This window comes from Mucilaginibacter sp., assembly GCF_028288205.1.
Classification (GTDB): domain Bacteria; phylum Bacteroidota; class Bacteroidia; order Sphingobacteriales; family Sphingobacteriaceae; genus Mucilaginibacter.
In genome coordinates this window covers 22,194-43,753 of the sequence record NZ_JAQBOD010000009.1, presented here as the reverse complement: position 1 = coordinate 43,753, position 21,560 = coordinate 22,194, and the positions used below count along the sequence as shown (strand labels likewise).

Annotated in this window: 17 protein-coding genes and 1 tRNA gene; 11 read left to right on the top strand and 7 right to left on the bottom strand. The window is 39.8% G+C overall.

The annotated features are described in order from the left end of the window. Window positions 1–82 precede the first annotated feature (82 nt). Window positions 83–358, top strand: coding sequence for a hypothetical protein (locus JWR23_RS01650; RefSeq protein WP_299512102.1), 276 nt, complete (start codon window positions 83–85; stop codon window positions 356–358). Window positions 359–476: 118 nt separating this feature from the next. Here the strand turns inward: JWR23_RS01650 and JWR23_RS01645 are convergent, their stop codons facing one another. Both JWR23_RS01645 and JWR23_RS01640 read right to left on the bottom strand, forming a co-directional pair. Then, complete coding sequence (locus JWR23_RS01645) at window positions 477–1,055, bottom strand: HEPN domain-containing protein (RefSeq protein WP_299512100.1); 579 nt, start codon at window positions 1,053–1,055, stop codon at window positions 477–479. Then, entirely contained in the window at window positions 1,055–2,254 is a 1,200-nt protein-coding gene (locus JWR23_RS01640) for a DUF262 domain-containing protein (RefSeq protein ID WP_299512098.1), read from the bottom strand. The genes JWR23_RS01645 and JWR23_RS01640 overlap by 1 nt, the downstream gene beginning before the upstream one ends. Window positions 2,255–2,972: 718 nt before the next feature. Here JWR23_RS01640 and JWR23_RS01635 point away from each other — a divergent pair. The 10 genes from JWR23_RS01635 to JWR23_RS01590 all read left to right on the top strand — a co-directional run bounded on the left by JWR23_RS01635 (window position 2,973) and on the right by JWR23_RS01590 (window position 17,427). Next, window positions 2,973–3,584, top strand: coding sequence for a TetR/AcrR family transcriptional regulator (locus JWR23_RS01635; RefSeq protein WP_299512095.1), 612 nt, complete (start codon window positions 2,973–2,975; stop codon window positions 3,582–3,584). Between the two features lie 109 nt (window positions 3,585–3,693). Then, on the top strand, window positions 3,694–4,875 hold the full coding sequence (locus tag JWR23_RS01630; RefSeq protein ID WP_299512094.1) for an efflux RND transporter periplasmic adaptor subunit: 1,182 nt from the start codon (window positions 3,694–3,696) through the stop codon (window positions 4,873–4,875). A 24-nt stretch (window positions 4,876–4,899) separates the two neighbouring features. Beyond that, a complete protein-coding gene (locus JWR23_RS01625) occupies window positions 4,900–8,121 on the top strand; it encodes an efflux RND transporter permease subunit (protein ID WP_299512092.1) in 3,222 nt (1,073 codons plus the stop codon). A gap of 17 nt (window positions 8,122–8,138) precedes the next feature. Next, entirely contained in the window at window positions 8,139–9,551 is a 1,413-nt protein-coding gene (locus JWR23_RS01620) for an efflux transporter outer membrane subunit (protein WP_299512090.1), read from the top strand. A gap of 98 nt (window positions 9,552–9,649) precedes the next feature. Continuing rightward, complete coding sequence (locus tag JWR23_RS01615) at window positions 9,650–12,358, top strand: ThuA domain-containing protein (RefSeq protein WP_299512087.1); 2,709 nt, start codon at window positions 9,650–9,652, stop codon at window positions 12,356–12,358. Window positions 12,359–12,484: 126 nt separating this feature from the next. Then, a complete protein-coding gene (locus JWR23_RS01610; RefSeq protein ID WP_299512084.1) occupies window positions 12,485–12,961 on the top strand; it encodes an inorganic diphosphatase in 477 nt (158 codons plus the stop codon). A 6-nt stretch (window positions 12,962–12,967) separates the two neighbouring features. Further along, entirely contained in the window at window positions 12,968–13,774 is an 807-nt protein-coding gene (locus tag JWR23_RS01605; protein ID WP_299512081.1) for a mechanosensitive ion channel domain-containing protein, read from the top strand. A 49-nt stretch (window positions 13,775–13,823) separates the two neighbouring features. After that, complete coding sequence (ligD, locus tag JWR23_RS01600) at window positions 13,824–16,556, top strand: DNA ligase D (protein ID WP_299512078.1); 2,733 nt, start codon at window positions 13,824–13,826, stop codon at window positions 16,554–16,556. A gap of 10 nt (window positions 16,557–16,566) precedes the next feature. Beyond that, window positions 16,567–16,902: a hypothetical protein gene (locus JWR23_RS01595; protein ID WP_299512074.1), complete on the top strand. Its 336-nt coding sequence runs from the start codon at window positions 16,567–16,569 to the stop codon at window positions 16,900–16,902. 21 nt (window positions 16,903–16,923) lie between these two features. After that, window positions 16,924–17,427 (top strand): DUF421 domain-containing protein, encoded by a 504-nt coding sequence (locus tag JWR23_RS01590; RefSeq protein ID WP_299512069.1) that lies wholly within the window; start codon window positions 16,924–16,926, stop codon window positions 17,425–17,427. A gap of 483 nt (window positions 17,428–17,910) precedes the next feature. Here JWR23_RS01590 and JWR23_RS01585 read toward each other — a convergent pair whose 3' ends face one another. From JWR23_RS01585 to JWR23_RS01565, 5 genes are all read right to left on the bottom strand, one after another. Next, entirely contained in the window at window positions 17,911–18,795 is an 885-nt protein-coding gene (locus tag JWR23_RS01585; protein WP_299512064.1) for a SagB/ThcOx family dehydrogenase, read from the bottom strand. 190 nt (window positions 18,796–18,985) lie between these two features. Further along, window positions 18,986–19,303 (bottom strand): hypothetical protein, encoded by a 318-nt coding sequence (locus tag JWR23_RS01580; protein ID WP_299512061.1) that lies wholly within the window; start codon window positions 19,301–19,303, stop codon window positions 18,986–18,988. A 108-nt stretch (window positions 19,304–19,411) separates the two neighbouring features. After that, window positions 19,412–20,056 (bottom strand): phage integrase SAM-like domain and Arm DNA-binding domain-containing protein, encoded by a 645-nt coding sequence (locus JWR23_RS01575; protein WP_299512058.1) that lies wholly within the window; start codon window positions 20,054–20,056, stop codon window positions 19,412–19,414. A gap of 339 nt (window positions 20,057–20,395) precedes the next feature. Further along, window positions 20,396–20,480: transfer RNA gene (locus tag JWR23_RS01570), tRNA-Ser, on the bottom strand. A gap of 105 nt (window positions 20,481–20,585) precedes the next feature. After that, a complete protein-coding gene (locus tag JWR23_RS01565; protein ID WP_299512055.1) occupies window positions 20,586–21,557 on the bottom strand; it encodes a YihY/virulence factor BrkB family protein in 972 nt (323 codons plus the stop codon). Window positions 21,558–21,560 lie beyond the last annotated feature (3 nt).

Here is a 21,560-nt window from a genome sequence, read left to right as displayed (position 1 = left end):
TTAAATAGCTTTATGTTCTATAATATTTTTTAGAACGCGTCGTAGCGCTCTTGGCCGCTAAGGCCCATTACTTTTTTCCTTGATGAAAAAAGTAACAAAAAAATCAAGTCAAACGAGAGGCTTCTTGCCGCACGGGCCTTTGCGCTGCAAAACAGGTAAAACCGAGGGCCCGGTCCTTTTGCCGCCTGTTGTCGCGCCGGGCCACCGCTTCAGGCAAAATTACCAATGCCCTTGCCGCCGCACAGTCCAACTTGTTTTACCTGTTTTCGCCCGAAGCTTTTCGTCTGACAGCCTGCTGCCAAAATCTGGATTTGATTTGCGCGCCCGCCTTTTTTTTGTGTTGTCACCAACAAAGTGAGCGGTGGGTATCGCTCGCAACAAGAATGAAACAGTTTGAAATAATCGAATGGGTTAGAGATTAGGGCTATCATTTTTCTCCACCATGTCATTGCGAGGAACGAAGCAATCTCTACGTTTTAATGATAGAGCGCAAAGTCCGTAACAAAAGCCTGCAAACCGGTTATAATTAGCGTAATTCTATTTTTTTCAGATTGTGGATCTAGTGGCTGATGCGTCTTAATTGAGGTATGCGCAATCTCTCCGCGTTGGACTCCAAAGGAGTCCAATGTAGATGCGAGAGTTGTATCTACTTCGTAGCCAATTTTACCAAACAACAAGTCTAGATTGTTTTGTTTAATTCCATTGTTACTTCTGATTGAGCGCTGATAGTTGCTATGGGAAATATGTACTAGATTAATTGGCGTCACAGACTTAGTTGCTGGTGCTTTGTCGCAATAGGTCGCTAGGTGGAAAACTATTAAGTTAATTTTTTTCTTACCACTGTTAACCCAAGATTTTATAGCTGTATCGGTTTTAAATATAGCCACATCTTCAAAAAAAGCTTCAATTTCGGCGTGTGTAAGAACGCAAAAAGCCCGGGTATTATCTAGTTCCTTTTTTGTATAGTTTCCACTAACTTTAATAGGTGGTAAAAAGTGACTTTCAAGTTCCGCAAGTCTGTTTTTTAATTGTTGAAATCGCCTTGTATAACCCATTATTTAATTTCAATGCCCACTATTGCTCTTTGTGGAATTGGAAACGACAAACCTAACACCGCTTTGAGTTGCTCACCCCATGTGCTAAATCGTTTAGCGGTATTCTCTGTATTTTTTGTAGATGTTTCCAAGCTTCTTAAAAAGTCAGGGTTGTTGTTCGATATGTCTATAAAAGCTTGTTTTACCACAGCTGAATGGTTTAGGGCGCTTTCTCTAATAATAGGGTCAGAGAAGTAATAAGTCATGATATCAAAAATGGGCCTATTAAACAATCCTGTAAAAGTACCTTTAGAATATTTGCTAAATCCGTCACGGTCTCCAAAAATCGCAAAAGTGCAACTAATTGCCAACTCAAGTTGTTCGGCTTGGTGTATAATTTCTTTACTGCTTTTATCCCAGTCTTTATTCAATTTCTCGCAAGCCTTATCTAGAAAATCTTTTAAATTTCCATTGTATTTATTCATAAAGTTGATAAAGGCAAAATAGCGTACAATAATTTCCGTATCACGCATTCGATAATCTGCTTTTTCAATTCTTAAGACTTTTTTAATACCTATACTACTAATTGACAGTTCGTCAGCAAAATCTATAAACTTCCCTGGATTTAAGGCTTGTCTTAACTCTTGCGGTGAAAGCGGCAGGCTTCCACCGTTTAATCGCAAAAACACAGTATATAAAAATTCTTGATTAGGCCAGTTTTTAATAATAACTGTTCTAATTGATTGGTTTTCAAAGGCAGTTATTAACGTAGTTAAGGATGCGTTGCTAACTATTTGGGCATGGGTCTTCCCGTTTATTCCAGGAACTATTTCTATTGAACTTAAAATCAAAGGGTCAAATGTGTCTCCATCTTTATCGGCACAAAATTGCCTTATACTCAATAATCGTTGTTTACCATCAATTACTAAATAAGACCCCTTTTTGTCTTTCCGTTCTGCAAGAATAATTTGGGGAATCGGTAATCCAAGAATAAGCGATTCAATAAATCTACTTTTTCTGTCTGGACCCCAAGCATCTCGTCTTTGAAAACTGGGGGAAAGTTCAATGTTCCCTTTTTTTAGTTGTGAAATTATGGTTTCTGTTGTCCAATCAGTTGCCCAAAGAACAGCTTCACCAAACTTCTGCTTTTCCCCTAAATGTAAATCTTCTTCGGTTTCTTGACCAACTTTCTCTTCTTCTTCAATATTAAATAAAGTCATTTGCATCAATTAAGTAACAACAATTGGTTTGTCATCAAATATAAAAGTATTTGTTAATTAAGTAGTTAATGCTAGTTGATATATTTTATCTTGAATTTGTGATCAATCCCCATCTACCGCAAGCGTCCCCGCTTATGATAGGTACATTACGCACATTGAATATCCTACGTAGAGATTGCTTCGTTCCTCGCAATGCCACGTGGAGAGGATAGTTAATGACCCTACCGCTCATTTGTTGGTGACAATACACAAAAAAGGCCGGCGCGCAATAATCCCGACACGTCATAGCGAGCGAAGCGTAGCTATCTCTGCGCGCCAGGTAGCACGTGTACCTATCGTGTAGTGATCGCCACACTCGTACCTCGTTCGCGATGACGTGGTGGGATGGGGCCGCGTTAGGGATGGAAATGGATACCGGCCAAGAGCCTAACGCCTTGTGCGCGTATGAATGAACAGCCCGGCCCGCAGGGAACGCCCAAAACACGTTGTCATTTCGAACGAGGTACGAGGAGAAATCTTATACAGCATGCTACTTTTCGCTTGTATAAGATTTCTCACTTTGTTTCGAAATGACATATTTCAAGTATAAAACTCACCCAATAATTCACCAATTAAAAAATCTAACACTGTTAAATTAATGACAAAAGCGTGGCAATAAAATTAAAAAGCCGATATACCTTTGCTTAACGCTGTTAAATTAATTAATGGGCGTAACAACATGGCAAGTAAAGACAGGATATTACGTTTAAAAGAAGAAACCAGGTGCAACATACTGGATGCTTCTTTGAAGATCGTTAAAGAGGGGGGATGGGATGCCTTGAGCATGCGTAAAATAGCAGACGAGATAGAATATACCGCGCCTATTATTTACGAATACTACTCGAACAAAGGAGCTATATTATTAGAATTAACCCGCAAGGGCTTTTTGTTATTAGCTAAAGACCTTGAGACTGCTAAAAGCAAACACCGCTTACCGGCCAAACAGCTGGAAGCCATGTGGCTGGCTTACTGGAACTTTGCCTTTGCCGAAAAAGAACTGTACCAGGTAATGTACGGCGTTGAAACCACTTGTTGCGAGATGGCGAAGAAAATGCCCGAGTCGGAAATACCTATGGACCTGATATGGGACGTAATGGTTGAACTGATGACACCGATAATGGCACCACACGTACCAACCGAAGATGAGGTTTGTATAAAGTATTATACTTTTTGGTCGGTTATACATGGGTTGATCTCTATCAATATGGTTAATCGCGGTAGTAGTGCCGAAACAAACCACGAAGTTTTAAAGACCGCTATCAGCGGTATCATCCGCTCAATAACCGGATAACGAAGTCCTTAAAAGGATAAATTTTTTTACAACAAAAATAACATTGTTAAAATATCTAACACTGTTAAATTAACTAAATTTTAAACATCTACTATTAAATTAATACATCATGACAACTCCATCACTTCCTTACTCATTTAACACTGTTAAAAAAATTAATAGTGTTATATCAATCGCGTTAGCATTACTTTCAGTCTTTTTATATAGCTGTTCATCAAGCCCCGCTGCTGTTACGGCCCCGCCGCCGCCAACCTTGCCGGTAGCAGCAATACATACGGCATCGGTAACTACTTTCCAGGAATACCCTGCATCAATAGAAGGAACGGTTAATGTAGAGATACGCCCGCAGGTAAGCGGATCATTAGATAAGGTATTTGTTGACGAAGGCGCTTTAGTTAGCGCGGGTCAGCCAATATTTAAAATAAACGATCAGCCTTATCGCGCAGCTTTAAACAATGCTTTAGCCAGTTTACATGCGGCCGAAGCGGCCCAGGGCAACGCGCAATTGGAAATTGACAAATTAACTCCCCTTGTAGAAAACAAGGTTGTTTCTGATTATCAGCTTAAAACAGCGAAGGCCACTTATCAAATAGCCAAAGCTAATATTGAATCGGCAAAGGCAAATGTATCAACCGCGCAAATCAATTTGGGTTATACCTTAATTAAAGCACCTGTTAGCGGTTATATTGGCCGCCTGTTAAAGAAACAAGGCAGCCTGGTTTCACCGCAGGATGTTGAGGCCCTTACACAACTATCAGACGTACACGATGTACACGTTTATTTCTCATTAGGCGAAAAAGACTTTGTAAGCTTTAAAGAGCAATATGCCGGTGAAACGCTAAAGGATAAACTAAAACACCTGCCATCAGTAGCCCTATTATTAGCTGATAACAGCGAATATGCTGTTAAAGGTAAGATAGATATGATAGACGGTCAGTTTGATAAAAACACCGGCGCTATCACGGTTAGGGCCAGCTTCCCTAATGCACAGGGCCTGTTACGCTCTGGCAATACCGGTAAAATACGTTTAAGCCTGGTACATAATGACGCTTTAATAGTACCCGAATCGGCTACTATCGAGATGCAGGATAAAGTATTTGTTTTCGCCCTTGCTGATAGTAATAAAGTTAAAAAACTGCCTATTACCATTGTTGGTAAAAATGGTACGGATTATATTGTTAAAGACGGTGTAAAAGTTGGCGATCAGATAGTACTAAGTGGTGTAGATCACTTACAGGAAGGTACTAAAATAGCCCCTCAAAAAGCAGCAGATAAGGTTGCTAAAAACTAATTGCCCACATAAAATTTAAAAGTCATGTTTAAGATATTTATAAAAAAGCCTGTACTGGCCACAGTTATCTCCATATTGCTGGTGATACTGGGTGTACTTGGGCTAACCAAATTGCCCCTACAACAGTTCCCTGATATTGCCCCGCCGGCGGTACTGGTAGCAGCTGTTTACCCGGGAGCAAATGCCGAAACTGTTTTACGTTCGGTTGCCCCATCATTAGAAGAATCCATCAACGGTGTTGAAAACATGAGCTACATGAGTTCGACCGCCAGTAATGACGGTACATTGGCTATAACGGTTTACTTTAAACAGGGTACCAATCCGGATCAGGCCGCGGTAAATGTGCAGAACAGGGTGGCACAAGCTACCAGCCAGTTACCTGCCGAAGTGGTACAACAGGGTATAACCACTACCAAACAACAAAACAGCTTGATTGGTGCAATTGGTATGTATACCGAGGATCCTAAAAAATACGACCAGGCATTTGTTGCCAACTATGCACAGATCAATATTATTCCCGAATTGAAACGTATCCCCGGCGTAGGCTCGGCAACCATATTTGGTGGTGTCAAAGATTATTCCATGCGGGTATGGCTTAACCCCGGCCAGATGGCAGCTTATAAAGTTACCCCTGCCGAAGTTATGGCAGCTATACAAGATAAGAACTTAGAAGCCGCGCCCGGTAAATTTGGCGAACGCAGTACCGAAGTATTTGAATACGTTATAAAATACAAAGGCAAGCTTACCAAACCCGAAGAATATGAAAACATTGCCATACGTGCAAACACAGATGGTTCTGTACTGCATTTAAAAGATGTGGCACGTGTTGAATTGGGTGCCTACTCATACACCAGCGTAACCCACTTAAACGGGCACGATGGTATTGCAATTGGTGTAATACAATTAGCAGGATCGAACGCTAACGAGATACAGATAGCGGTAGATAAATTGATGGAAAAAGCATCAAAAGATTTCCCCGCGGGTATTAAATACAATAACTTTTACAGAACCAAAACCGCTCTCGACGAATCTATAAACCAGGTTGAGCATACGCTGGTAGAAGCATTTATATTGGTGTTTTTGGTAGTATATATATTCCTGCAAGATTTCAGGTCGACGTTAATTCCGGCTATAGCGGTTCCGGTTGCTATTATAGGTACATTCTTCTTCATGACCCTGTTTGGGTTCTCTATTAACTTACTTACACTGTTTGCCCTGGTGCTAGCCATAGGTATTGTTGTGGATGATGCTATTGTGGTGGTTGAAGCGGTACACGCCAAGATGGAACATAAGCACCTGGCACCCAAAGCAGCCACCGCCGAGGCCATGCACGAAATTACAGGTGCTATTATATCTATCACCTTAGTAATGGCGGCAGTGTTTTTACCGGTTGGTTTCATGACCGGGTCAACAGGGGTGTTTTACAGACAGTTTGCCTTTACCATGGCTATAGCTATTGTAATATCGGCTGTTAACGCGTTAACCTTGAGCCCTGCATTGGCCGCCTTATTTTTAAAGGATACCCATGCCGGTAAGGTTGAAGGCGCTAAACCAACAGGGTTTAAAGAGAAATTCTTTGCCGGGTTTAACAGCAGCTTTAGTATGGTTACTAACCGCTACGTTGGCGGATTGAAGTTCCTTATCAATCATAAATGGATAAGTATGGGTGCATTGGCCGTTGTAATATTGGCTACTGTTTACCTGGTGAAAACAACACCTTCAGGCTTTATCCCGACAGAAGATCAGGGCTTTATTGCTGTATCGGTTTCTACACCATCAGGAACATCTTTGGATGGTACCACAAAAATATTGAAACAGGCAGAGGATGCTGTTAGGGCCTTACCGGCGGCAAGATTTGTTACAGCTATATCAGGATTTAATTTATTAACCTCATCAAATAGTCCGTCGGCTGCGGTATTCTTTGTTCTGCTTAAACCCAATAAAGACAGGGGGCAGGTAAAAGATATTAATGCCATACAAGATATAATGCGGGGCAAGCTGGCCGCTCTAACCGGCGGTACTTTCTTTGTGTTCAGTTTCCCAACTGTACCGGGCTTTAGTAATGTGGAAGCATTGGATGTGGTGCTGCAAGACAAAACCGGCGGAAAGCTGGATAAATTTAGCGGAGTAGCCAATAATTTTATTGGTAAGCTGATGGCTAAACCGGCAATTGCATACGCTTTCACAACTTTTAAAGCCGATTATCCGCAACTGCAATTAGAGGTGGATGACGAAAAAGCTAACCAGTTAGGTGTTAGTGTTAAAGATGTATTGCAAACTATGCAAGCTTATTTCGGCAGCGCGCAGGCATCAGATTTTAACCGCTTTGGTAAATATTATAGGGTAGTGGTTCAGGCAGATGTTGCGGACAGAACTGATCCCGCATCAATAGACCGTGTGTTTGTTAAAAACAAAGCCGGCGAAATGGTACCTATTAATACCCTGGTAAAACTAACACGTGTTTATGGCTCAGAAACGGCATCACGTTATAACCTGTTTAACTCTATAGAGGTTAACGCTATTCCAAAACCCGGTTTTAGCTCTGGCGATGCGATAAAGGCCATACAGGAAACAGCTCAAGAGCAATTGCCATCAGGCTTTGCCTATGAATTCTCTGGTCAAACTCGCGAGGAAATAGGATCAGGCGGGCAATCAGCCATTGTATTTATGTTGTGTTTGATATTTGTGTATTTCTTATTATCAGCACAGTACGAAAGCTATATCCTGCCGTTGGCGGTAATACTATCAATCCCTACAGGTATTTTGGGTGTATTTATAGTATTGGGCTTTACCGGTATAGAAAATAACATTTATGTACAGGTAGCTTTAATAATGCTGATAGGCCTATTAGCCAAAAACGCCATCCTGATAGTTGAGTTTGCCGTACAGCGACGCAACGCGGGTTTACCATTGGTAGCAGCGGCAATAGAAGCGGCTAAGCTAAGGCTGCGCCCGATCATCATGACATCCATGGCGTTTGTATTTGGTTTGTTCCCGATGAGTATAGCTACAGGCCCGTCTGCACAAGGTAATCACTCTATAAGTATTGGTGCCGCGGGCGGGATGGTATCCGGTGTGTTATTAGGGTTGTTCATTATCCCGGTGCTGTTTGTAATATTCCAGCATCTGCAGGAAAGAATAACAGGCGTACCATTAGCAGTACTAAATAACGAGAACGAAGAACATCATAACGAAACAAATAATGGCATAGCTATACCGGCCATTGCACAAGAACAACTGGTATAATTTAAAAACAGAACATCATGAACACGATATATAAATATGTTTTACTGTTTACAATACTGGTGCTAAGCGCCTGTAAGGTATCCAAAGACATTAAAACACCCATAGCAGAATTACCTGCTAATTTTAGAAATGACTCCACAAAAGATGCCGGCAGCATAGCTGATATCCCCTGGAAGAATTTCTTCACAGATGCCGAACTTCAAAAACTGATAGACAGCGCCATCGTAAAAAATTACGATATGCAGATAGCTATCAAAAACATTGAAGCCTCACAATTATTGGTAAAACAGGTAAAATGGAACTATGTACCCGCTGTTGGCTTGAATGTTACCGCAAGCACAAGCCGCCCGTCAGACAATAGCCTGAACGGTTTAAGTCTTAGCCAGTTTGGCATCGGCACAAAGCATATTGAGGATTATTCGGCTAATTTATCCCTTTCATGGGAGGCTGATATATGGGGTAAGATCCATAACCAAAACAGGAGCGCGTTGGCGGCTTATTTGCAAACTAATGAAGCTAAAAAGGCCATACAAACCAATATAGTCGCCAGTGTATCGCAAGGATATTATAACCTGCTGATGCTGGATGCGCAATTACTTACCGCACAAAATAATGTTAAGTTGAACGATAGCACCCTGCGTATTATAAAACTGCAATTTGATGCCGGGCAGGTAACCTTGCTGGCTGTACAACAGGCACAGGCGCAGCAATTAGTAGCTGCCGGGCTTATACCACAGTTTGAGCAAAACATCATATTACAAGAAAACGCCCTGCGCATATTAACCGGCGAACTGCCATCAAGAATAATTCGCGATAAAACACTAAATGAGGTCGCTTTTGCTGATAATTTATCATCAGGTCTTCCTGCAGATCTGGTAAACCGCAGGCCCGATGTTAAAAGCAGTGAGCTGGCATTAACCATAGCCAACGCCAACGTAGGTATAAACCAGGCAGAAATGTACCCGGCCCTGCGAATTACTGCCAGCGGTGGTGTAAATTCGTTTAAGGCGAGTAACTGGTTCAATATACCGGCATCATTATTTGGTGTGGTTTCGGGCAGTGTTTTACAGCCGTTATTAAATCATAAAGAATTAAAAACCAGTTATGAAATAGCTAAAATAGACCGCGAAAAAACAGTCATACAATTCAGGCAAACCGTGTTGAATGCAGTTGGTGAGGTGTCAGACGCGTTAGTGAAAATTGATAAACTAAAATCAGAGCAAGACATTGCGGCTAACAGGGTAAACACCTTGCAAAAAGCAACTTCAAACGCCAATCAGCTATTTAAAAATGGTATGGCTAACTATTTAGAAGTAATAACCGCGCAAAGCAATGTATTGCAAAGCGAGCTTGAACTGGCCTCTATAAAAACAGCCAGGCTAAACGCTGTGGCCAATCTTTACAGGTCGCTTGGAGGTGGTTGGAAATAAGTTGTAAGATATTTTTTTTAATAATGTGAGGTTTTGTTTAGCTTTTTAATACTTTAGCTTTGTATTCTGTAAGCCATTCAAAACCAACCATTATAAACATGAGATTAAAGTTTTTTAGCTTTTTAAACATTACACTATTAGCATTATTTGCAAGCATAAATATTGCTAAAGCACAGGTACAGCCACGTATATTAGTTTTTAAGAAAACTGCAGGTTACCCGCATGCATCAATTAAAGTTGCAGCACCTGCAATTATAAAATTGGGCCAGGAAAATGGTTTTATAGCTGATACGACTTCCGATGCTTCTAAAATCGAGGAAAGTAATTTAAAGAAGTATGCCGCTGTTGTTTTTGTAAGCACAACCGGCTATTTCTTAAATAACTACCAACAGATAGATCTGAAAAGATATATACAAGCCGGCGGTGGTTTTGTGGGTATACATGCCGCTGCTGATGCGGAGTACGACTGGCATTGGTATGGCAGAATGGTAGGCGGCTACTTTTCGCACCATAATGCAGGTACTCCGCAGGCCACCTTAAACGTGGTTGACCGGAATAATATAGCTACTAACATGCTTCCCGAAAAATGGGTGAGAAATGATGAATATTATCATTATAAATCGGTAGCAAAGGATCTGCATGTGCTGATAAAGTTAGATGAATCATCACTTACTTATAAACCAACGGATGAGCCTTATAAAATGGGCGACCACCCAATTGCCTGGTACCATGATTTTGAAGGCGGCCGTGTGTTTTATACAGGCCTTGGCCATACAAATGAATCATACAGCGAGCCATTATTTTTGCAACATATATTGGGCGGTATAAAATATGCTATCGGCAAAAATGCGCCATTAAATTACGCCAAAGCAAAAACGCCGCGGGTTCCGGAAGAGAACCGCTTTATAAAAACCAGTCTGGTAAGCGATACTTTCTTTGAGCCTACCGAAATGACCATTTTGCCTAACCTGGATATATTGGTTATACAGCGCCGTGGCGAAATTATGCTATATAATCATCTAACCAAAAAGGTTAAACAAGTTGGGTTTCTTAACGCATATTTTCACACCTTATATAATAAAAGCGTAAACGCGGAGGAAGGCGTATTGGGTTTACAGGCCGATCCTGATTTTAAAACTAATCACTTCATTTACATCTACTACAGCCCTGCCGATACAGCGGTTAACCGCCTGTCGCGCTTTACGTTTGTTAATGGCAAGGTTGATAATAAATCAGAAAAAATAATATTGCAGGTAAAAACCATGCGCGAAATATGCTGCCATACCGGTGGTTCTATAGCGTTTGGTAAAGACCATATATTATTTGTTTCGCAAGGCGATAATACAACGCCTTTTGATGAACCTAATTTACCAAAGGGGGCGCCTAATACTTATTCATACTCGCCTTTGGATGACAGGCCGGGACATGAGCAATACGACGACCGCAGAGGATCTGGTAATAGCAATGACCTGCGCGGAAAAATAATGCGCATACAAATACACCCCGACGGTACCTACACTATACCCGAAGGTAACCTGTTCCCTAAAGGAATGGATAAAACACGTCCCGAAATTTATGTAATGGGTAACCGTAACCCTTACCGTATAACAGTTGATAAAACTAACGGGTTTTTGTACTGGGGCGAGGTAGGCCCGGATGCCAACAATGATAGTTTGGCCACACACGGCCCCCGTGGTTATGACGAAGTTAACCAGGCACGAAAAGCAGGTAACTTTGGCTATCCATATTTTTCAGGGAATAATTATCCCTACCGCGAATATGACTATGCTACAGGCAAAGTTGGTGCCGCTTTTGATCCGCAGCATGTTATCAATAATTCAAGAAATAATACAGGTTTAAAAGAATTGCCTCCGGCGCAGCCTGCATTTATATGGTATCCATATGCGGCATCAAAAGAATTCCCGCAGGTTGGTACCGGCGGCCGCACAGCTATGGCAGGCCCGGTTTATCATGGGGAACAGTATCAAAATACAGGCAAATTACCATCATACTATAACAATAAGCTATTTATTTATGAATGGATAAGGGGATGGATAAAAGTAGTTACCATGACACCTGAAGGTGATTATGATGCTATGGAACCATTTATGGATAAAACCAAGTTTAGCGCCCCTATTGATATGGAGCTGGGCCCCGATGGCAAATTATATATACTGGAGTATGGCAACGGCTGGTTTCTAAAAAACGCGGATGCAGGCTTATCAAGAATTGATTTTAACACTGGTAACCGTCCTCCGGAAATTGCTGCTGTAACTTCTGATAAGGCATTTGGCAGCCTACCTTTAACTGTTACCTTATCGGTTAAAGCAACAGACCCGGAAAAAGATAAAATGACCTATACCTGGAACTTGGGTAATGGTATAAAAAAGGTAACAACCAAACCTGTTTTAACTTACACCTACACAAAAAAGGGAAATTATAATCTTTATGTAATTGTTAAAGACAGCAAGCTGGCTGCAAATAAAAGTAAAACTGTTTTTATTGCTGCGGGCAGTACCGAAGAAGTTGCTGATCCATCTGCACCTTTTGCAGCCGGTAAAGCATTAATGTTATCTATGGATTGTAAAAGCTGCCATAAGGCTGAAGAAAAATCTATTGGGCCGTCGTTTATGGACGTGGCAAAACATTATAATAAAAACGATGCTAACATTAATAAACTAACCAATAAAATAATAACCGGCGGCTCGGGCGTATGGGGTGATGTGGTAATGCCTGCGCACCCAAGCTTAAAACCCGAAGAAGCTAAGCAGATATTAGATTGGGTATTTTCCTTAGGCGGTAAATAATACAATAGTTATTACATGTAAGAGGCTGTATCAAAAGTTATTTACTATTAATAACTTTTGATACAGCCTCCTTTTGTTTATAGCCAATAATAAAAACCATAATTTATTACAGCTGTTATTGTTGCTATGAAACCGGTAACTATAATTGTTGAAAGTCCAAAAGGAAGCGGCCACAAATTTGATTTTGAACCCCGGACGGGCCAGTTTAAACTAAAAAAGATATTACCTGCAGGATTAGTATTTCCTTTTGATTTTGGTTTTATTCCGGATACAAAAGGGGGAGATGGCGATCCGCTGGATGTTATTGTCATATCAGAAATAACCACCTTCCCGGGTTGTGTTATAGATTGCAGGATAATTGGCGCCATAAAAGCCCAACAAACTGATCGGGACAAAAAAACAATACGCAATGACCGTTTTCTGGTGGTTCCTGAAGCATCACAGCTGTTCTCAGCAGTTAAGGATATTAGCGATGTACCCGAGGCTATATTAAATCAATTAGAACATTTTTTTAGAAACTACAATGAACAGGCCGGCAAAAATTTTGAGGTATTGGAGAGGGTAGGCGCAACTGCCGCTTATAAATTAGCTAAACTCAAATAAATTAATATGCAGGCCCAATCAAAATCAACAAGTATCGGAATGTTATCAGATAAGGCTTATAACTGGATCATATCACAAGGGCCTAAGATAGTTGCAGGGATAATAATATTGTTTGTTGGCTTATGGTTAATAAAACTGTTATTAAAATGGCTTCATAACGGATTGCATCAAAAGGAAGTTAATTCATCTGTACGAACATTTTTATTAAGCTTGCTTGGTGTGGCATTGCGTGTATTATTGTTATTAGGAGTAATGCAAGTAGTTGGTATATCCATGACAATATTTGCTGCAGTAGTTGCTTCCTTTGGTGTTGCAGTAGGCTTAGCACTTTCGGGTACATTACAAAATTTTGCCAGCGGCATTTTAATTTTGTTGTTAAAGCCTTTTTATGTTGGCGATAACATTATTACCCAGGGGCTGGAAGGCACTGTAACCTCTATACAAATATTTTACACCCTGGTAAAAACATTTGATAACCGGATGGTTATTGTACCCAATGGTAAATTGTCAAACGAGGTAATTATAAATATTAGTCGTGAAGGAATAAGGCGATTGGACATTGAAATTAAAGTACCAAATAATGTTGATTTTAAGCAGGTCAAATCTGTGGTTAATAGCACAATTGATGGGCATGAAGAATGCCTTAAAATACCCGAAAGGCGTATCGGCATATCAGCAATGGAATTTGACGGATATAAAATAGGTATAAACGTTTGGGTAAACGCTCATGGCTTTTATGATACACGTTTAAAATTACAGGAAGTTTTGATGGAGGATATTAAAGCCGCGGATATAAAGCTTACCGGAATGTGATAAAACTATTTCTGTATTTCCATTGTTTATAAAATAGATACATTTTGCCATGAGCCTGGAAAAATATGCAGAGAAGCGGGATTTTACCAAAACGGCAGAGCCCAAAGCCGGAAGAAGCAGGGATAAAGATCATTTAATGTTTGTAATACAAAAGCATGATGCATCGCGCCTGCATTATGATTTCAGGCTGGAAATGGATGGCGTATTAAAAAGCTGGGCCGTGCCAAAAGGTCCGTCTACAGATCCTAAAGTTAAAAGGCTGGCCATGATGGTAGAAGATCACCCGTTTGATTACCGAAACTTTGAAGGCATTATCCCGCAAGGCGAATATGGGGGTGGTACAGTAATTGTTTGGGACGAAGGTACCTATGAGCCTATAGAAGATATAAAAGGCAAGCAAGCACAAGAGAAGCATTTGCTGCAACAACTAAAATCCGGCTCGGTTAAAATTAAACTTCATGGCGAAAAACTGGAAGGTGAATACGCATTGGTAAAAACTCAAGGTATGGGCGAAAACGGCTGGCTGCTGATAAAGCATAATGATGGTTTTGCCAGTCCGAAAGATATTACGAAAAGAGATAAATCTGTATTATCCGGCAAAACCATCGAAACCATGGAGAAAACCAGCGAGAAGGTTTGGCAACACGGGCATGAAGAAGATGTAGGGCAGGCGGATAAAAAAAATAAAAAAAAAAACCTGGCACAACCGGTTGAGGAAGTGGTGGGTGAGAACCTGGCTGAGGGACAAATGGATATGCCTGAGCCCGATGTTGAGGCGATTATAAAAGCTGCGCCAAAATCACCCATTCCTAAAAACATAAAACCCATGAAGGCCACACTGGTAGATGCGCCTTTTGATCATCCGGACTGGATTTACGAGGTAAAATGGGATGGTTATCGCGCTATAGCGGTTATTGATAAAAAAGGAGCCGAACTAATATCACGAAATAATATTCCATTCGATAAATACTATCCCATAAATAAACTGCTGAAAAACTGGCAGATCAATGCTGTAATTGATGGTGAAATATTGGTATTGAACGATAAAGGGCTGTCAGATTTTGGCGCTTTGCAAAATTGGCGCAGCGAAGCCGATGGCACTTTGGTTTATTACGTTTTTGATATTTTATGGTACGAAGGCAAAAACCTGATGGGGCTGCCCTTAAATGAAAGACAAGCCATCCTTAAAGAAATACTTCCCGCCAATGATGACCGTATACGGCAAAGTAAAGTATTTGCAGCCAATGGTATAGAATTTTTTGCTGCCGCCGAAAAGATAGGGTTAGAGGGCATCATCGCTAAAAAAACCGACAGTGTTTATACTTCTGATCTCCGATCGAAAGAATGGCTAAAAATTAAAGTACAGCGCCGTCAGGAAGTTATTATAGCAGGCTTTACCAAAAATGCCGGTACAGCAAAAGTATTCAGCGCATTGGTATTAGCTGTTTATGATGGTAGAACTTTAAAATATGTGGGCAAGGTGGGTACCGGATTTTCGGATAAGCTGCAAAAAGAAATGATGGCACAGTTTAAGCCGCTGATAACTGATAAAAGCCCTTTTGAGGTTGAACCTGATGTAGATAAACCTTCACGGTTTCGCCCGCAAAGGTTAGGCGCTAAACCTACATGGTTAAAGCCCGAACTGGTGGGCGAAGTAGCCTTTGCTGAAGTAACCAGTGATGGGATATTCAGGCAAGCATCATTTAAAGGTATGCGTACAGATAAAAAAGCTATAGATGTAGTGTTAGAGACGCCAAAGGACGCAGAAGAGACTGTAAAAGAAGCAGACGAAGCACCAACAGAAACCCACAGTGCAATTAAACCGCCAACAGATAAAGAGCGTAAAACGCTGCTTAATCCCAAAGATGAAACCCAGGTGCGTGAAATTTGCGGGCACGACTTGAAATTTACCCATCTAAGCAAAGTTTACTGGCCCGAAGATGGTGTAACCAAGCGCGATATGTTTAATTATTATTATCGCGTAGCTGAATATATACTGCCTTATTTGAAAGATAGGCCAATGTCGCTAAATCGTTTCCCTAATGGGATACACGGGCCAAGCTTTTATCAAAAAGATGTTAAGGGCAAAGCGCCCGATTGGGTAACTAAAACCTTTCCATACACTACCAGCGATGGCGAACACAAAGAGTATTTGGTTGGCTCGGATGAAGCCTATTTGTTATGGATGGCATCATTAGGCTGTATAGAGATGAACCCATGGTTCAGTCGTATACAATCTCCTGATAATCCTGATTATTGTGTGATAGACCTTGATCCTGATAAAAACACTTTCGACCAGGTAATTGAAGCCTCGTGGGAAGTTAAAAAAGTGCTTGATGTTATTGATGTACCATGTTATCCAAAAACATCCGGCTCTACCGGGATGCATATTTATATTCCTTTAGAAGCTAAGTACAGTTATGACCAGTCGCAAATGTTTGCTAAGATCATAGTAAAACTGGTGCATGAACAAATACCTGATTATACCAGTTTAGAGCGAATGGTTGCAAACCGTAAAGGTAAAATGTATCTTGATTTTTTGCAAAATAGGCCCGGAGCCACCATTGCCGGCCCATATTCGTTAAGGCCAAAGGTTGGAGCAACAGTTTCTATGCCCTTGTTATGGGATGAAGTAAAACCCGGTTTAACAATGAAAAACTTTACCATATTTAACGCTATTGACCGGTTAAAGGAAACCGGCGACCTGTTTAAAGGGGTTTTAGGTAAAGGCATTGACCTGGAAAAAACTATAAAAAAAGCAAAAGATACTTTTGAAATATAAACAAAACGATATGGCAGCCTTTTATTTTAAAATAGGAAATAAACTATCAATTATTGCCATCCCGGAAATGCGGGTATATATGGATGGTCACCCTATTTTAACTTATTCTTATAGTCTTTATAAAAATACAGCTGCAGAATATCCTCCATCTGATATTTTAAAAGAGGAGCAGCATTTAAAAAAGCAGTTAGATCCTAATTATCTTGGGTTTATAACTTTTGAGATACCAGGCAAGCTATATAATTATGTAGCCGATGGCCGGCAATCATTATCCAAAGAAGAAATAGAACAAGCGGTAGAACAAATAGTACATTATCGGGATAACCCGGCTTTGTGGAAACATTAAACAGCAATTAGCTAAAATATTATGGAAGAACTGATCATTAAAATATTTGGCGAAGGAAAGGAGTTAAATGTCTATCAAATGTCTGCACGCGCTTTTGTAATTTATATTATAGCGTTAGTGCTTATTCGTATATCGGGCCGCAGGACATTTGGAAAAAAATCGGCATTTGATAATACTATCGCTATAATATTAGGTGCAATTTTAAGCCGTGCAGTTGTTGGCGCATCAGATTTTGTACCTACAGTAGTTTGTTGTCTGGTGCTTGTTTTACTTCATCGTTTATTAGCAATGATAAGTTTGCATAATGAATCTTTCGCGCGTTTGCTGCGCGGAGAAAGCATGGTTCTGTTTGAAAACGAAAAGCTAAATGATGAAAATATGAAATTAGGACTCATCAGTAAAAACGACCTGATGGGCGATGTACGAAGTAAAGCCAACATTAATAGTTTAACCAATGTTAAGCAGGTTTACCTGGAAACCAGTGGTGAGATAAGCGTTGTAGAAAAGGAAAAACCACATAAGTAATAAGAGATTATAGGCCGCCATATTTCTATATTTTATACTATCGAAGACTATAAAAGAACGAGCCAAGCCATAATTAAAGCGATACTATGCACCATATATAGATAACAGCGTAAAATATTAATAAGAAAGCCCCGCCAAATTTATGACGGGGCTTTCTATCGACAAAAAATTATCATACTAAAAGACTCGCAACTTGCGAGTCTTTTGTGAAGCGGAGAGCTAGGGATTCGAACAAAGTTCCATTTAGCCATTTAAAGGCGGTTTTTATGACGTTTTCTTAACCTGTGCCACAAATATGCCACAAGTTAAATTTCGACCCTAATCCTAATATCTTAGAAAAGTTCCTGCATGAACTTCTCGATTTTAATGAACGCAATAATTCTAATGATTACTTCCGCAAATTTACGTGAATTCTTTAGAAATTTTTCCATCCGTTAGTTAAATAATGGATATGCGCAATATATTTTATTTGCAATTGGATTATTAAGACGGTTTGTTTTTATCTGGATGTCCCAGCGCAATCGCGAATACAGCCGAATGAGTCAATTTCGTGATTTTAAGCAAAGATTCTATCAGCTGATCATTTAGGGCGCTCGTTGGATTAGCTACCAATTCCTGTTGGGTCGCCGCCAATAAAATATTTTGGCCAATATGGCCCGCTTCAATCAATACCACCCTATAGGCATTGCAATCGGGATATTTCCACATAGTCCTTTCAAAATTTGCGACCAAAATTATGATAGCGGCTGCGTTATTCGCCCAATCTTGATTTCCCAACATCAAGGCAGGTGACGGTAAGTCTTTCTGCTGAGGAATAGTACCAAGTGAATTTTCATAAGCTGAGTAATGAAAGATTCCTTCATTAAGGCCGTCAACATTTAAAGAATAAACATAAGCTTCATACGGATTTCTTGCTCCTCCTGAAGGTGTCCACTTTATCGGCAAGTCGCAAATATTGGGATTTTCATAGAAGCCCGTTATCCCTAATCCTGAAAATAAGCAGGTTGACAATTCATTAATAGTTATAGATTTATCTTTATAGCTTCTGTGTGTACGCCTTTCAGACATTACTTTAAAAATGCTGTTGTCGAAATTTGGCAGCGGCAATTCGATTACCTGCGCGTAATTTTCATTGGTCGAAAATAGTTGGGGGGAAGGATCAAATTTTGTTCGAGCCTCTTGGAGCGCAATTGCGTCTTCGGTTGGAATGAAGTGTCCATCTTTCATTCCAAAATGAAATGCCGCAGACGATATGTGCCATTCCCAGGTATCTTCAAATTCCTCGTCAAGCGATGCCTCAGTAGTTCCTTCAGCAACTAATGCGCCTACGTTAATTAGAGCACTTAATTGATTTGTTATGGAACTCATTGAGAAATCCGGTAATAATTCTTGATAATATTCAAGACTATTATATTGGTCCGAACTGCAAAGAATATCAATTGCTATGGAATTACAAGTAAAAAAATTTCTTGTCAAAAAATTACATCCAATACAATCTCCTGCCTCAAAGTATATATAAATACTCTTGGCTCTCTTAAATTTTCGCACGTAGTAAATATTACCTCTTTAGAAGAACCAATTTGCCGGTGGCCGCTTTATTATACCCGGCGGCACCATGCGTCATGTATATGGCAGCATCCTCAATTTTCTTAATAGCCAACTCCAAATCTTTGCCTTTATTTGGCAAGACCTTTGAAAGTTCCTTCAATTCTTCTTGAACTTCGGTCAACAGCTTATCTGCCAGATCATGTCGAGTAAGTATATGATCTTCCAACCACTGCTCGAATTCTTTTTTTTTCAAAACTTCTGGATTTTGGCTATTGTACTCAATTAATAATTTTTTAAATTGAGCAGAATTTAGTCTTTTTTCACTCATGATAATTGATTTAGTTTATAGGCAAGGTAAAAAATAAATTACTAGCTGTCAATATTTTATAAAAAAAATACGCAATAAATTAATTTAAAAAGTTGATCAATTTTGGTCTTAAAACACGTTTGCCTCTAAATTGCACGGTGTAGTACCTTTAAAGCGCTTAAACGGATCAGCTTCAATAATATCTTTATCAATAGCCCTCAGAACGATCTTTTTAAAATTTGAAATATATTTCAGCGTTGTATTATTACTACACTTCCGAACAGCTTTCAGATAAAATTCATAGTCTTTTACAAACTCGTAAGATAGCTCCCTGAATTCAATATCCTCGATATTATACTTAAAGCGCATAAATTCCTGGACGTGCGCCCTGGCCGTGACGTAACGTTCGTGCGTACCAATCGCGAATTCAGTAGGAACCAATGCCAGTACTTCATCATTGTGCAGTTGAAATTCCTCCAGTACTTTATTTCTTGGGATCGTTTTCCCAAGCATTGCATCCATGATCTTTTGTGTGGTAACTGTCTGCTGATTATACAACAGCTCATTTGTACACTGATTAAATTTTGTAACCAGTGAATCTAAAAAGAAGTTGATCGTTCTCGCATCTTCTTTATTGCCGGTAGCTCTTTCCGCTTTCTGGTCCCACCGACCCATGTCCCATTTGCGTTTTGTAGATGTTTCCTTAGGAATACCATCCACATAAATTCGCAGATAGATGGTCCTGATCTTGGTCTCTTTTCTTGGGGTCTTCAAAAAGAAGGTGAGCCCACAACTGCTTTCTAACATAATTCAAGATTTTAAATTAATAAATGTCGAATTATGGCGTCTTAAAATCAAGTCGTTAACGTGCTTTACCTGTTGATATACAACGGTTTATATCAAGTTTTGTGGCGCATTTTTTTCAAAGTGCAATGTGCCACAAAAACATTGAGCGTTTTTATAAATTTTGAAGATTGTTAGGTAAAACAAAAAATCCCGCAAATCTATAATTTGCAGGATTTATGCTATCTAAGAGATATTTTGCAATGATCGAACTAACTTTTTGAGTTCATCATATAAAATGTGAGTTTTGGGTTCACATTTTATTCTCAGCGGAGAGCTAGGGATTCGAACCCCAGGACCTGTTACAGTCAACAGTTTTCAAGACTGCCGCAATCGACCACTCTGCCAGCTCTCCGGGGTCAAAAGTACAAAACCGGGCCGAATTGCCAAACTTGAATCTCACTTTTTTTAACAATTGATTGAGAGTTTGTAATCGACTGATAGTTAAGTTTTTGAGAGTTTATTTTATTAGTTTTTCGGCACGGAAGGAATTAAAACGTGGTTTTACAATTTTTAAATTTCGTTTGGAGAGGTCAATACTTGCGTTTAGTTCAAAGCCAATTAACAAGATAAGTGAGTTTAAGTACAACCATAACATTACCACGATAAGGGTACCTATAGAGCCATATAATTTATTATATGATGCAAAGTTATTGATATAATAAGTAAAGCCCAGCGATGTTAAAATGGCAAGCCCTGTTGCCAATATAGCCCCGGGATTTAAAAAGCCCCACTTTAATTTATGTGATGGCCCGTAACGATAAAGTAAGGAAATGGTAACAAAAAATATAATTACAATAATTAACCACCTGGATAAGGTAAGCAGGTATATCCAAAAATGGCTTTTGCTGGCCACATGGCTTTGCATATAGGTTATCACACTTTCGCCAGCTATCATCATAGCAATAGCAATTATAAGTGCTATGCTTATTACAACCGTAAGTAGCATAGCTATGCCACGGCGTTTAAACCAGCTTCGTTTTTCAAGTATGAGTGATGAATTATTAAATGCTTGCATTAAGTTGCTTACCCCATTGGTGGCAAAATACAATGCCGATATAAAACCTAACGATAGCAGGCCGGCATTTTGATGTTTTATAATATCCTCAATAGTACTTTCAAAGGCCAGGTAAGCATACGTTGGCATAATAGTATGCAATAGTTCTAATAGTTTTTCCTGGAAATTATTAACCGGTATATAGGCTATCAGCGTAAATAAAAATAGCGCACCCGGAAAAAACGCCAGCATAAAGTTGTAAGCCAGGGATGATGCCTTGTTTAGCAGTGAGTCTTCTAAAAACTCATTTATTAAAGAAATAGCAACTGCATAAATGGAAAGATTGCCAAACCCCGGCAGTACAACAGATTTGGTCCATTTAATAAAGGTCCGGTATGTTTTAATCCGAAGTAATAAACGATGCAGCCATCTCATTGG